This is a genomic window from Sporocytophaga sp. (assembly GCF_017745095.1).
Classification (GTDB): domain Bacteria; phylum Bacteroidota; class Bacteroidia; order Cytophagales; family Cytophagaceae; genus Sporocytophaga.
This window is the reverse complement of sequence record NZ_JAGHZZ010000003.1, coordinates 392,260-407,132: the sequence shown is the minus strand read 5'-3', so window position 1 is coordinate 407,132 and position 14,873 is coordinate 392,260. Positions and strand designations below refer to the sequence as shown.

The 14,873-nt window shown below is 36.6% G+C and carries 13 protein-coding genes and 2 tRNA genes; all 15 read left to right on the top strand.

Annotation, left to right across the window (positions count from 1 at the left end):
* Window positions 1-102: 102 nt before the first annotated feature.
* A complete protein-coding gene (locus J7604_RS06835) occupies window positions 103-1,362 on the top strand; it encodes a hydroxymethylglutaryl-CoA synthase family protein (protein ID WP_293893056.1) in 1,260 nt (419 codons plus the stop codon).
* A complete protein-coding gene (locus tag J7604_RS06830; protein ID WP_293893053.1) occupies window positions 1,350-2,141 on the top strand; it encodes an enoyl-CoA hydratase/isomerase in 792 nt (263 codons plus the stop codon). Before J7604_RS06835 ends, J7604_RS06830 begins: the two co-directional genes overlap by 13 nt.
* A gap of 2 nt (window positions 2,142-2,143) precedes the next feature.
* Entirely contained in the window at window positions 2,144-2,893 is a 750-nt protein-coding gene (locus tag J7604_RS06825) for a polyketide synthase (RefSeq protein WP_293893050.1), read from the top strand.
* Window positions 2,894-2,996: 103 nt separating this feature from the next.
* Window positions 2,997-5,588, top strand: coding sequence for an MMPL family transporter (locus J7604_RS06820; protein WP_293893047.1), 2,592 nt, complete (start codon window positions 2,997-2,999; stop codon window positions 5,586-5,588).
* A gap of 18 nt (window positions 5,589-5,606) precedes the next feature.
* Complete coding sequence (locus tag J7604_RS06815) at window positions 5,607-6,485, top strand: outer membrane lipoprotein-sorting protein (RefSeq protein WP_293893045.1); 879 nt, start codon at window positions 5,607-5,609, stop codon at window positions 6,483-6,485.
* Between the two features lie 53 nt (window positions 6,486-6,538).
* Entirely contained in the window at window positions 6,539-7,873 is a 1,335-nt protein-coding gene (locus J7604_RS06810) for a hypothetical protein (RefSeq protein WP_293893042.1), read from the top strand.
* Between the two features lie 41 nt (window positions 7,874-7,914).
* Window positions 7,915-8,667 carry a DUF4386 domain-containing protein gene (locus tag J7604_RS06805; RefSeq protein ID WP_293893039.1) on the top strand — a complete coding sequence of 251 codons (753 nt, stop codon included), beginning with the start codon at window positions 7,915-7,917 and terminating at the stop codon, window positions 8,665-8,667.
* Between the two features lie 154 nt (window positions 8,668-8,821).
* Window positions 8,822-9,517, top strand: coding sequence for a hypothetical protein (locus tag J7604_RS06800; RefSeq protein ID WP_293893036.1), 696 nt, complete (start codon window positions 8,822-8,824; stop codon window positions 9,515-9,517).
* 249 nt (window positions 9,518-9,766) lie between these two features.
* Window positions 9,767-10,750, top strand: a complete 984-nt coding sequence (locus J7604_RS06795) for an NAD(P)-dependent alcohol dehydrogenase (protein ID WP_293893033.1) — start codon at window positions 9,767-9,769, stop codon at window positions 10,748-10,750.
* Window positions 10,751-10,832: 82 nt separating this feature from the next.
* Complete coding sequence (locus J7604_RS06790; protein WP_293893030.1) at window positions 10,833-11,798, top strand: acyltransferase domain-containing protein; 966 nt, start codon at window positions 10,833-10,835, stop codon at window positions 11,796-11,798.
* A 39-nt stretch (window positions 11,799-11,837) separates the two neighbouring features.
* Window positions 11,838-11,908, top strand: a tRNA-Cys gene (locus J7604_RS06785).
* Window positions 11,909-11,976: 68 nt separating this feature from the next.
* Window positions 11,977-12,047 (top strand) — tRNA-Cys (locus tag J7604_RS06780).
* A gap of 139 nt (window positions 12,048-12,186) precedes the next feature.
* Entirely contained in the window at window positions 12,187-12,954 is a 768-nt protein-coding gene (locus J7604_RS06775; protein WP_293893027.1) for an MBL fold metallo-hydrolase, read from the top strand.
* A 298-nt stretch (window positions 12,955-13,252) separates the two neighbouring features.
* Window positions 13,253-13,510 (top strand): acyl carrier protein, encoded by a 258-nt coding sequence (locus J7604_RS06770; RefSeq protein ID WP_028981315.1) that lies wholly within the window; start codon window positions 13,253-13,255, stop codon window positions 13,508-13,510.
* A gap of 75 nt (window positions 13,511-13,585) precedes the next feature.
* Window positions 13,586-14,860 (top strand): beta-ketoacyl synthase N-terminal-like domain-containing protein, encoded by a 1,275-nt coding sequence (locus J7604_RS06765; protein ID WP_293893020.1) that lies wholly within the window; start codon window positions 13,586-13,588, stop codon window positions 14,858-14,860.
* The last annotated feature ends 13 nt before the right edge of the window (window positions 14,861-14,873 follow it).

Here is a 14,873-nt window from a genome sequence, read left to right as displayed (position 1 = left end):
GCATATTTTAATTAATACCCAATCAGTACCGGTATATAGCATACATACTATATACTATTAATACATATAATAGTTTTATAAAAATTTACCATAAATAAATATATGAGTATAGTCGGAATTGAAGCGATTAATGTTTTCGCTGGTACATCCTATTTGGACGTAGAGAAGCTTGCCGAATATCGTAAGTTGGATATGACTCGGTTTAATAACCTTATGATGAAAGAAAAGACGGTTGCATTGCCATATGAAGATCCCATTACCTTCGGAGTAAATGCTGCCAAACCTTTGATTGACGCATTGAGTCCGGAAGAGAAGGATCGTATAGAACTGGTTATTACATCCACTGAATCCTCTTTTGATTTTGCCAAGTCAATGAGTACATACATTCATCATTACTTAGGTTTGAATCGTAATTGTCGTTTGGTCGAACTTAAAAATGCTTGCTACTCAGGTGTGGCTGGATTGCAAATGGCAATCAATTTTATTTTATCACAAACATCACCAGGAGCCAAAGCATTACTAATTGCCACAGATATTTCACGTTTCATGATTGAAGATGGCGGTGATGCTCTTTCGCAGGATTGGTCATTTGCAGAACCTAGCAATGGAGCGGGAGCGGTAGCAGTTCTAATTAGTGAAAAGCCTCACGTATTCCAGATAGATGTTGGAGCTAATGGCTACTATGGTTATGAAGTTATGGATACTTGCAGACCTTCTGCAGATTCAGAAGCTGCAGACTCAGATTTGTCATTGCTGTCTTATCTTGATTGTTGTGAAAACTCTTTTATCGAATATCAAAAACGTGTTAAGGGTGCAGACTATGCCAAAACATTTGGCTACTTGTCTTTCCATACTCCGTTTGGAGGTATGATCAAAGGTGCTCATCGTAACCTGATGCGCAAAATGGTTCAGGCGAAGCCAAAAGATATTGAAGAGGATTTTAATCGCAGGGTGATTCCAGGGCTTACTTATTGTCAGCGTGTGGGCAATATCATGGGAGCTACCGCAATGTTGTCTTTAGCAAGCACAATAGACAACGCTAACCTGGATGCACCTCAGAGGATTGGTTGTTTTTCTTATGGTTCAGGATGTTGTTCGGAGTTTTTTAGTGGTGTGGCAAGAAAGGAGGGACAGCTGCGCATAAGGGCTCTTAATATAAGAGAGCAATTAGATAAAAGATATGAACTGACGATGGAGGAATATGAAAACCTTCTCATAGGAAGTAATGCACTTAAATTTGGCACACGTAATGTGACTTTGGATAGCAGTTTCATTCCTCAAGCAAGAAAGGCAATGGGTAAAGAAACTTTATTCTTAAAAGAGATAAAAGAATTTAAAAGAATATACGAATGGGTGTCTTAGTCAGTTCAAAGCCTTATAAAAATATCAAGGCAAGGTTCGAAGACGACATTTGTTATATACAGATGTATCGCCCAGATGCGAATAATACTATTAATGATGGCCTTATTGAGGAGTTTTCCGAAGTGCTGGCTCAATGTGAAAATGAAGTTAAGATTGTTGTAATAGAAGGTTTGCCAGAAGTGTTTTGCTTTGGTGCGGATTTTAAAGGGATTCAGGAAAGCCTTGAAAGTCAAACTCAGCATCATGAGCAAGATCCGGAACCTCTTTACAATCTGTGGTTACAGATGACCTCCGGACCTTATATTACAATTGCTCATGTAAGGGGAAAGGCCAATGCTGGTGGGATAGGGTTTGTTGCAGCCAGTGATATCGTGTTATGTGAAGAAAAAGCAGTATTCAGTTTATCTGAACTTCTTTTCGGATTAATGCCAGCTTGTGTATTGCCATTTCTAATTCGTCGAATGGGATTTTCCAAAGCGAATTATATGACATTAATGACGTCCCCTATCACAGCCAAACAAGCTCATGAATGGGGCCTAGTGGATGCTTATGAAGAAAGTAGTGAAAATTTATTGAGGAAGCATTTGCTGAGACTTAGACGATTATCTAAGGAAGGGGTTGCACGCTACAAGAAGTATATAGGATCCTTGGATGAAGACCTTTTGAGGTCAAGGCAAAAGGCATTTGATGCTAATATTGAAGTGTTCTCGGATCACAATAATCTTGCTAAAATTTCACGATACGTAAAAACAGGGAAATTTCCCTGGGAAGGAGCTTAATTATGTCAGAGGAGGTTATTGAACTTAAAGAGATAAGTGCTGGAATTGTCCAGATCAAAATGCAGGATAAGGAAAGCAAGAATATGTTCTCTGTTCCTTTGGCAGAAGGGCTGATTCAAGCTTTTGAAACTATAAAAACTCAGGCTCAATATAAAGTAGTTATATTAACTGGTTATGAAAGCTACTTTGCCAGTGGAGGTACCAAAGAAGGATTACTTGAAATTTCTGACGGAAAGGCAAGGTTTACGGATATTGATCTTTATAGCCTGGCTTTGAATTGCCCGATTCCGGTAATTTCAGCAATGCAAGGGCATGGGATAGGAGGTGGTTTTGTAATGGGAATGTTTGCTGATTTTGTGATTCTAAGTAGGGAGAGTATTTATACTACCAACTTTATGAAATATGGCTTTACTCCAGGTATGGGATCAACTTTCATCCTTCCAAAAAAGCTGGGAATAAGTTTGGCTGAAGAAATGATGCTTTCTGCTAAAACATATAGAGGAGAAGAGTTGCAGAAAAGAGGTATTCCTTTTCCTGTACTTCCACGGGAACAAGTAATGGAATATGCTTTGGAGTTGGCAAAGACGATTGCTGAAAAACCAAGGGTGTCACTTGTTACTTTAAAGGATCATTTGGTTGCAGACCTCCGGGCCGGTCTTCCAAAAGTAATCGAACAAGAGGAGGCAATGCATGAAATAACATTCCTTCAACCTGAAGTAAGAGATAGGATTAAAGACCTCTTTGGAAAGTAATATAATAAATAAGTCATAGTCTAAATCTAAAGATTTTGCCTTCGTTTGCTAGCTAACCATTCCATATTAATTTTTGACAATAATTTAATCAATCATAAAATTTATGAAAAGAATCACTAACTCCATTTCGGAGTACTTTGCCAATCTTCCAGATCAGGTTCGGAAAAGGAAGCTGCTCTTCTCACTGTTTTTCATTGGTGCTACTGTAGCATGTTTCTTTGGAATGCAGAAGTCCAAATTTGATCTTACAATTGAAGGGTGGTTTGCAAAGAACGATCCTGTATATGTTGCATTTAATGAGTATCACGCTCAGTTTGGAAGTGAAGATGGTGTTTATATAGTTTATAAGCCCAAAGATGGAAATGTGTTTTCTCACAAATCGCTGGAAGCAATAAGAGGAATTCGTGAGGAGCTTCTTGATTACAGGTCAAAGTTAAAGGAAGGAGAAAAGTCTGCACTTGATCATATTGTAAAAATCAACAGTCTAGTTAATGCACCTGTGTTAGCTGTTGAAGAAGATATGCTTATCTCCAAACCTTTAGTAAGTAGTACAATCCCAACATCAGCGGAAGAGCTAGATCAGATCAGAAAAACTGCAGAAGCACAAAGAAGCTTTCCTCTACAATATTTTTCAAAGGACCTGAAGTATGGAGGAATGTATATTGAAACGGATTTTGGTGCAATCCCTGAGGATTCGGATGTGCAGGCGGATCAGGCGGTTGCTGCTGATATGGAAATTGTGATGGATGGTTCAAAATTAAAAGACAATGTTTCGGCAAAAAAAGAAACGCCACGCTTCAAACCGACAGATATGGCAGACTATACCGCTTTGAACAATGCAATAAAAGCGATTATTGACAAACCTGAATATGCAAATCATCTGGAATATTATGCAGTTGGAAATACTGCTGGCTCAGAGTATCAAAACATAATGGTGGCAGAAATGGGAATGTTATACTTGGCTGCATTTGTCATCATAATAGTCCTGTTATGGTTCCTGTTCCGTTCATTATCTGCCGTAGTTTGGGGAATGCTCATTGTTTTCTTAACTACAATCTGGACTCTAGGTATTTCAGCTCTACTGGGTTTACCTTTTACAAGTTTTCTAATCCTAACGGTTTTGCTGATCCTTACTGTAGGTATAGCAGATTCGGTTCACTTGATGTCTGGATACATGTTTTATCGTAAGACGAATCATGATCATAGCTCTGCACTTAGACATACTTATAAAAGCACAGGAGCTCCAATGCTTATGACGGCCATTACAAACATGGCGGGTATATTGGCCTTAAATATTTCCGACCTGGTTCCTATTCAAAATTTCGCATGGATGTCTACGTTGGGTATTTTTCTGGCTCTGTTCCTGTCAATTTTCTTACTTCCATTAATGCTCGATTTATGGCCTCCAGTTCCAAAGATTGAAAAGACCGACAAGAAACAGCTTAGCTTTATTGGTCGTATTGTTCCGAATTTTGCTCTTTCTCTACAAAAATCACTGGATAAGGTTATTCCAGCTGTAGAAAAAAGACCAATCCTTCCTATCATCTCATTCTTATCTGTATTTGTTATTTGCATAATAGGTGCCTCAATGGTAAAAGTAGATACCAGCTTAACCGATACCTTCCCTGAAGATTCCAGATGGAATAAAAATGTCAGAATTGTTGATGAGAAAATGTCTGGCTCTTCGCGTATTGCAATCTACCTTGATTTGGGAAAAGATGATGGTCTTCAGGACCCACAAGTATTAAAAGTTATAGATGAGCTACAACAAAAGTTTGAAAAGAAATATACCAAGTATGTAGTGACGACTTCGTCTATAGTTAATGTTGTAAAGGATTCGTATCAAAAGTTAAATCAGGGACAGGCAGATAAATATATTATTCCTTCTGACGAGAAACAACTTTCTCAAACACTCTTCTTGTTTAATAATGCTAATCCGGATGATCGTAGAAGGATGATTGATGATAATTACAGAAAAGCAAATATCTCGGTAACATTGCACACTTATGGCTCATACGAATATACCAGAGTATTTGATGAGATGCAAAAGGATATTCATGAGGCTGTGAGTAAAATCAAAAAGAAGTATCCGGATACTTTCGTTTCTGTTACGGGTGGGTTTGCACTGGCTATGAAGACTGCTGATTATCTTACACAAAATGAGTTTAAAAGTTTTGGTTTAGCTCTTTTTGTTATCAGTATTATTTTATTGTTGGTTTTTGGGTCATTTAAAGCGGGCTTAATTTCAATAATACCAAACCTAATTCCTTCTGTACTGACCTTCGGTATAATGGGTTGGTTCGAAGTGCCTCTGGATTTTTTCACAATGATGTTAGCTCCAGTTATAATAGGTGTTTCAGTTGATGACACTTCAACTTTTATTAGTCAATATCGACTTGAAGTTTTGAAAGATGGGAATATAAAGAGGGCCTTGAAGCATACGATGAAGGAGTCAGGTCAGGCAATCGTATTTACTTCTTTAATTCTAGGACTTGGATTTGGTATAATGTCCATTGCAGAAAGTACTGGGACTGCTAACGTCGGAAAGTTTGGCTCTCTGGCCATTTTCGCAGGTTTGTTGTGTGACCTGTTTTTGCTTCCTGCATTAATTATGGTGTTTAAATTAAACTTCCAGAAAAAAGGAACAAAGTTCGAATCCAATCAAGAGCAGTACAAAGAGTTAATAGGAGCATAGAAAATCAATATAAAAAATATGAAATCATTTCAGATAATTTTTGTAATCATTTTATCAGTTTTTAGTCTTACTGCTTTAGTTCCAGCTTCAACACAGGATGCATTAAAGATAATCAGTAGAGTTGATAGTGTGAGCAGAGAATCTTATAAAACATCTATCACCAAGATTAAATTAACTACTTGCAAATATGAAATAAAAGGGGGAAGCTTGAGCTGCTCTGAAAATCCTAGAATATCAGTTTTGGAAAGTGCCCAAAAGCATTATGGTAATGAAACAAGATCCATTGCTGTTGTGCTTGAACCATCTAAGGATAAAGGTATTGGTATGTTAACTTATGAGAATCTGGAAGCAGGTAAGGATAATGATACCTGGTTGTATTTGTCAGCAATCGGAAAAGTTAAACGTCTGGTGTCTAGCAGTGAAGATAGCGATGAGAGCGGAAGCTTTTTTGGATCTGAATTTTCCGTTGAGGATATGAGCAGTAGAAAAGTTAAAGACTATACATACAAACTTATCGGAGAAGAAACTTACGATAACCGGAAAGTTTGGGTTATAGAATCAGTACCTACTGCATTGCGTGCCAAAAAGACCAAATATGGAAAAATTACATCATGGATTGACAAAGAGAGATTACTCGTTTTGAAAGAAGATCTTTATGACCATAGAGGAAAGCTCTGTAAGCAGTTGAACAGAAAAGGTGTTGAGCTTATAGACAAAGTATGGGTAGTGAGAGTCACCACTATGAATAATCTTGTTTCGAGAAGAGTAACTGAATTAAGATTGATATCAGTTGCATATAACATGGAAGCTTCGGATGAATTTTTGACTCAAAGAAGTCTTACAGACTTTGCTTTCAGGGAAAAGAACTTAGCAAAGTTTCGTACTTACATGAAATAGTCTGGAGTATGCATGTTTTAGTTTTTTGTTAGACCTAATTTTATTTATCAATTTTGAAGTCGGTAGCTAGTATTTTTTTTAATATTTCACTTTGTTTTCTATACACTATTGTGGTTGCGCAGACTCCTTGTGATAGTAGTTTGATAGTAAATGATACTAGTTTAACATCTGGCGATGCTGGTTTAATATATAGTCTTGAACCAATTGGAGACGGATCGGATTCCGCCTCCTTTTGGTCCAGGAATGTACTTACACCAATGAGGTTAACATTGATGCATGAAGCTTCCTATAAAATTGAATCTCCGACAAGGTTTATAAAGAATCGAACAGCAATTAGGTTAGAATACTCTAAATTCTTCTTTAAAAATTTATTGTATTTTCAGTACGACTCAAAATTATTGGCCTTTTGGAGCAATGACCATCAAGCAGAAGCCAGAGATAAGGATATTTGGTTTAGATTAAGAACCAGGGAAGCCTTTCTGCAAGCTAGTTTTGGTCGAACCAGTATAAAAGCAGGTATTCAACTCTTGGTCTTGGGTGAATCAGATTTTACAGCCATTACGGATGTAATAAGTCCATGGAATTATTCAGAATTATTTTTTGTCGCGCCGGAAGAATCCCGGATTGGTCAACCAATGATTACAGTGGATCAATTCTCAAAGATTGGTGATTGGACTTTCTTTTTTATTCCTATACCGGCATATAATGAATATCCCAGAGTTGGAAGCGCATATGGCATTGAAATGTTGCGAAATATTGAAGCGCCAAAGCGGAGAATAAATGGTAATGATTTTGAATATGGAATGAAATGGAAAAAGACCTTTGGTAATAGCGATTTCAGCATTTTAGCTGCTCATTTGATGGATAATGATTTCTTTGTCAGAAAGCAAAGGAGTAAATTGGTGGGAATGACCCTGAATCATGCAAAAGGCGCATTTTTGTTCAAGGGCGAAGTAGCATGGAAATCTCCTCGGAATTTTTATGCTGTTAGGGAGAACGCTATTAGCATTGAACAGAAAGATGTTGTTGATGCATCATTGGCATTGAACTATTCCCGTGGATCAAAGTTCAATGCCAGTCTGGAAGGTGCAAATAGTCATATAGTTGGTTGGAACGATAAGTTACAGATTTTTCCAAGGAATTATAGTACTTTGACACTGAACATAACCAAGAGGTTTTTAAATGAAAACTTGTCTGTTAACTGGATGACACTTTGGTTAGTATATTATCCATCCTTTCTGCATATGTTAACAACTACATATCAGTGGAATGATAAAGTGAATCTTTCCCTCTTAATAGGTTATCCTGATGTAATGGATAAAAGAAACATCCTGTTGATGTATGCCGATCAAAAGCAAGTTAATTTTAGAATTCAATATCAATACTAGGAAAACGTAGTACTATTAATTTATTAATAAGAGCATTCAAAATGACAATTGATAAACAAGAAATATCTTCCCGAAAACCAGCTATAATTGCTGGGTGTACATATTTAATCATGTTCGCAGTAGCCATCATCGTTGAAGCTATTATCCGCCGGAGATTTATCGTACCAGGTGATGCAGTAAAAACATCGCACAATATATTAGCGAATGAAATGTTATTTCGCGTGGAGATATGCCATCATATAGTTATTTATGTGTGTGATTTGATAGTAGCATGGGCACTTTATGTTTTTTTGAAACAGGTAAATAATAACCTCGCTATACTCGCGGCCTGGCTTAGAATGATTTATATGGTTATATCTTCTGTGGTGCTGATTAACAAGATTAACATTTTACATATCCTAACGAATGGTGACTACTCAGCGGTGTTTGGAAAAAGTCAGATATATGCTCAGGTAATGCTATATCTTGATGCATTTAAATATGGATGGCGAATCGGGTTTGTCTTTTTTGGCATTCATATATTCATCCTTGGTTACTTAATTCTTAAGTCAAGCTATGTTCCAAGAATCCTGGGGATTTTATTTATGATAGTAGCTTTCGGTTTTCTGATCAACTCATTTGCAAGCTTTCTTTTGCCAGATTATAAAAAGTATGAAAAACTGTTTAGAGCAGTTGTAGGTATTCCGTCATTTTTTGGGGAGATTTCATTTGCCTTTTGGCTTTTGTTGAAAGGAGGAAAACCTTCAGTGACTACTCCTTCTGCAAGTAGAATTAATTATGGTGATATAACATAACTTATCTAAAAGATAGTCCCGAGTGAAGACTTTGTTTCACTTCAAAACAGTTAATAAAATTGATTAAAGACTAATAAAGTCTATTAGAAGTCGATACATCCACAATGATTAACTATAGTTTATAATTTTAAATTTATTTCATTAATAATCGAAAATGAAAAAGAACGATCTAAAAGAGAAGCCTCCAAGAAGAACTAAGAAATTTTTATTGATTAGTGTGATAGCGCTTACGGTAGTATTATTTATTTCACATATTTTATGGACGAATTCGGGTTCAAATGAATGGACGCTCGTACAAGATGAAAATGGAATCAAAATCTGGACATTAAAAACTCCCGGTTCTTGTTTGAAGCAGGTAAAAGCAAAAATGAGACTGAAATCGAGCATTGACGATATTCTTTACTTTTTGAAGAGCGATGCTACAGTTCAGGACCTGGGCATAAAAGACTGGAAGATGTTTGAAAAAGTAGAACAAGGGACCTTTTATAGTGCATACTATTCATACAAAGTAGACTTACCATTTCCAATTGGTACGAGAGATTTCGTTTTGCAAATGCATCATTCTCAAGATCCGAAAACTAAAGCAGTTGAAGTAAATGTATTGGCTGCTCCTGCAAAAACGCATCCTATAGAAAATATAGAACGTGTGAAAATTATGAATGACATTTATAAGCTCACACCTCTTCCTAATGGAGAAGTAGATTTCGAGGTAATTGCTGATGCTGATATTGGAGGAAATATACCTTATTTCGTAAAGAATGTGGTCTTGACAAATGTATGGAGCTATAATATGAATATGGTTAGGGATCTATTAAAGAAAGATAAATATAAGAGTGCTAAGGCCAATTAATATTACTAAATACTTCGATATTAAATGAAATAATATATGGTGTAACAACGAATAGCTTCTTTGAAATTAAAATAGAAAATATTTGAATTTTTTATTGCCTGGTTTAACTTTAAGCTTTCATTTTTTGTATAGTTAGTAATTTACTTATAGTTTGATGTTACTAATTCAATAATATTTGGTAGCATCTATCCCAATGCAAAAGAGTAGAGGGGTATTATATAGTTAATTCTAAAAACAACCAGAAAAATTGTGAAAGCGATCTCATGTTTAAAGTATGGACTTTCAGAGCTCAAGCTCGAAGAAGTAGAAAAGCCTGTTCCTAGAGATAATGAAGTTCTGTTAGAAGTGCACGCATCTTCTGCCACTACTCATAATCTGATGATTATTGAGGGAAAACCATTCTTTGTCCGTCTCTTGGATAGCGGATTAGTTAAACCCAGAATTAAAATTCCTGGGAGTGATATTTCAGGACGTGTAGTAATGGTCGGTAAAGATGTTACTAAGTTTAAGCCAGGTGATGAAGTTTTTGGTGTTTCTACTGCTTTCGGTGCTTATGCCGAATACACCGCTGTTCCAGAACATGAGTTAGTTCCTAAGCCAGTAAACATATCTTTTGAGGAAGCTGCGGCTGTACCTCAGGGATCACTTGTAGCCTTGCAGGCACTTCGTGATAAAGGTGGTATTCAGAAAGGTCAAAAGGTTTTAATTTTTGGCGCATCAGGTGGTATAGGTTCATTTGCAGTTCAGATTGCCAAGTATTTTGGAGCGGAAGTGACGGGTGTTTGTAGTTCAAGGAATTTCGATATGTTGTATACACTTGGTGCAGATCATTTGATAGATTATACCAAGCAGGATTATACAAAAAACGGACAGACATATGACCTTATCTTTGCAATTGCTTATCGTTCGATTTTTGATCATAAGAGAGCCTTGAAGCCAAATGGTGTTTACGTTAGCGCTGGAGGACCTTCTGTTACGAGGATTTTCCAGGACATGCTCATTGGGCCAATGGTATTCAAAAGAGATGGTAAAAAGCTTGTTGGAGGTTGGGCTGTTAATCCAAATGCTAAGGATTTACTTTTTGTTAAAGAGCTTATAGAAGCCGGGAGAATAAAACCGGTTGTTGATAGATGTTATCCATTAAGCGAGACTGCAAAAGCTCTTCAGCATTATGGGACAGGACATCCAGGAGGAAAAGTTGTAATTGCTGTTCAACATAGTACTAAATTCTGAAATAATAATTCTGTTATTTTTCGGAAGTAGATTGAGAAGTATATCAGACATACAAGCAGACACAAAGCACTTAAGATTCTTTATGATGAATAAACCAGTCATATTTATGTTCTCGGGGCAAGGTTCTCAATACTATCAAATGGGAAAAGAACTTTATGAGAATAATGCACAGTTCCGGTATTGGATGGACCATTGTAATGAAATTGTTTCTCCATTAATTCAAACTTCATTAGTGGATGTGCTTTATGGAAAGGAAGGGAAAAGCAAACCATTTGATCGCCTTCTTTATTCTAACCCAGCTTTGCTATGTATTGAGTACTGTCAAGTTAAAGTACTTAAGGAACTGGGAATTCAACCTGATTTTCTGTTAGGCTATAGTCTTGGGGAGTTAACTGCTAGCGTTATTTCTGGTTCTGTTTCGCTGGAAGACGGTATTCAATTAGTTGTTGATATCGCTAAGTTAGCTGAACAAAGAACGCAGAGTGCCGCTATGCTAGCAATTATGGAGTCAAAAGCTATCATGGCCAAGTCCCCTGATTTGTTTGAACAGTGCTGGTGTACAGGAACAAATTTTCAGGAGAATTTTGTGGTCTGTGGGCTACCTCATGTTATTCAGAATCTTCAGGGGTGTTTAAATAATATAAATATAATATCCCAGGTATTACCTGTGAAATATGGGTTCCATACTGAACTTATTGATCCGATCGAAGAGGAGTTTAAGCAAGTTGTAAAGAAGATAAAGTTTTCCTCTGCTAGTGTTCCGATTATATCTGCATCACGAAATGAAGTTATAAAAGAGTTGAAGGAAGATTATTTATGGGAAGTAATTCGCTTCCCGGTTAATTTTGAACAAACTGTCGATAAGATTCTGGAGAAGGGTGATTATGTGTTTATCGATTCTGGCCCAAGTGGAACACTTGCTACTTTTGTTAAGTACATGCTTCCGTCTAATTCAGGTTCTGTTTCTTTTCAAATGATTAATCAATTTGGGAGAGACTTGAATGCGATTGAAAAATTGAAAACTTCTTTATTGGAAAATGTAATTTGATAGAATTTATTTCCATTGTTAAATATAAAAATGAAAAATGGCGCTGTACCCAAGAGGAAAGGGAAAGGTCGGCAAAACCTTGTTCAGTGGTTCGAATCCATTCGGCGCCTCAGCATAATATTTTTAGTTGAGATAAATGTAACTAGGATTTTATCTTAATTGCTATTACCTTTTTTAAGGCGCTGTACCCAAGAGGAAAGGGAAAGGTCGGCAAAACCTTGTTCAGTGGTTCGAATCCATTCGGCGCCTCAGTATAATATTTTTAATTCAGATGAACGTAATTGCTAATTTATTTAAGTCTCTTTCATCTGTAAATTTGGCTATGTCCCATGTAACAAAGGGGAAGATCGATAAAACCTTACTTTAATTCGAATCCATTAAGCGCAATTTGAATATTCGAATTCAGTTAACGGTATCATTCTATAAGGCAAGCAACCTTGATTATTTTGTAATGGATGTAAATTATATAGATGCAGGGAATGTTGGAGAAACACAGGTTGTTGTTCTGAGAATGACACATATGTTTATTATAAGTTACAGCTATTTGGTGGTTGATAATAATAGCAAACAATCAATTATTGTTGACCCGGCTTGGAATATTGAGAAGGTAGAGGAGGCTTTAATGAATACCCAATCAAGTCTGAGTGGAATATTGCTTACTCATTCTCATCCGGACCATGTGGACTTAGCTCGTCCGTTGGCTGATAAATACAACTGTCCGATTTGGATGTCAAATAAGGAGATAGCTTTTTCTGGATATTCGGAGCCGCAATTATTAGGAATAGACATGACTCCATGGTTTGTTGGGCAAATAAGGATATTGCCAATTTTAACACCTGGTCATACTCCTGGAAGTACTTGTTATCTGGTAGGAAATAATTTGTTTAGCGGTGATACCCTCTTTGCAGAAGGTTGTGGCATATGTCCGGATATGGCTGCTGCTCATAATATGTTTAACAGCTTAAATCAGCTACGCAGTTTCTTAAAGCCAGATACACGTATTTTCCCTGGCCATGTCTATGATAAACCTCCCGGACAGAAATTTTCAGAGTTATTAAAATGCAATATTTATCTGCAATTCAAAAACGTAAATGATTTTGCCGCATATCGAATGAGACATGTGCAAAACAAGTTAAGTTTATTTGATTTCCGGTAATTATTCATAAGGTAAGGAATCTCTTCAAATGAACATTCATTAACATCAGTCGAATGTCCAAAATTATGCAAGCGCCGTTTGCTAAAATTATGTTCATCGAGATTTGTTACGCAATTGATAATTAAGTGAAATTTTAAGAATACTTTTAGATAGGCGAATGACCATATTACTGAATGAGCTATTGAAAGTATTTGCATCACTCATGTAGGACAGACTTAGGTTTAATATTTTTTAGCCTAGTTAATGCATACAAGCAATTTAATATATAACAATTTTATAAGTAAGAAAGGAGTAAATTATGGCAACAGAACAAGTTTATGAAGTAGTGAAGAATGTTATTATGGAGGTTCTTCCCGATCTTAATCCAGAGATGATTTCCATCGAAAAAAACCTAAAGGAATTAGGCGCAAACTCTATTGATCGAATGGAAGTTGTTACGATTTCAATGGAAGAATTGGGAATCAAATTACCTTTGATGAGTTTTGCTCAAGTCAGCAATATTGAGGGTTTGGTTAAAGTGTTATCTGAAAATGTGGGTAAAGTAGAACTTAAATAAATTAACGATTTATTGCAATCATACGAAGTTGCAAAGTTCACTATTTAATGTTTAGCTTTTTATCAACAGAGATAGATGATGACTAGTAATAAAATTGGGATAACCGGAATGGGGATCGTATCTTCTATAGGTGAAAATATTTCCTCATTCTGTAATGCTTTAATGAAGGGTGAATCAGGAATCAGACTTTCGACAAGCCAGAAGGAACCAAAGATATCTGTCAACATTGCTGCCGAACTACAAAACTTTTCTTTTTTAGAACTTCTAAACCGTTTTCAGGATGTTCCTGAAGAAAAATTGGTCAATGCTAAACGCCTTGGAAGGAGAGCTCCTTTTGCTATCCAAGCTTCAATTATATCTGCTTTGGAAGCCTGGCAACATGCTCAATTATTTCAAAGTAAATTACAATCAGAACGAATAGGATTAATAGTAGCAGGCCAGAATAGCACACAAAACTTTCAGTATGATTTGATCCAGAAATTCAGAGAGAATCCTGAGTATTTATCACCTAGATATGCCCTTGAATTTTTGGAGACAAATCAGGTCGGGGTTTTAAGTGAACTATTCGGGATCAATGGAGAAGGTCTTGTAGTTGGAGGTGCTTCTGCCACCGGGAATGTAGGTATCATTAAAGGATACCAGCTTGTACATTCAGGCTTCGCAGATGTTTGCGTTGTGGTAGGTACTATAGCTGATTTGTCACCGATGGATATCCAAGGGTTCATCAACATTGGAGCAATGGGTGGTAAGAAATATATTAATCAACCAGAAAAAGCTTGTCGGCCTTTTGATAAACAGCATGAAGGATTTATTTATGGTCAAGCGAGTGCTTGCATCATTCTTGAATCCTTAGCTAGTGCATCAAAAAGGGAAGCTCCTTTTCTTGCGGAAATCAAAGGAGGTTCCATAAACCTTGATGGAAATAGCTCTTCTGATCCGAATAAAAATGGAGAAGTAAAAGCCATGCTTTCAGCCCTTAATCAGGCAGGATTATCAGCTTCAGAGGTTGATTATTTGAATACCCATGGGAGTTCCTCAGCTCTGGGAGACAAGACAGAGGCTGATGCTATTTGTGATGTATTTGGAGGGCATACTGCTGCTTTAAGGCTTAATGCTACTAAAGGTTTGACTGGCCATTGTCTGTATTCGGCAGGTCTTGTAGAAGCAATAGCTACAGTTATTCAAATGAGGCAAGGATTTCTTCATCCAAATAAAAATCTGGAAGAACCGATTTGTAATGATTTAAAATTCTGCGGAGCTGAAGCAATTAATCACAGAATAGACATTGCCATGAGTAACTCTTTTGGCTTTGGAGGCATCAATACATCTATTGTATTAAAGCGAGATTGAGAATATAAAAACA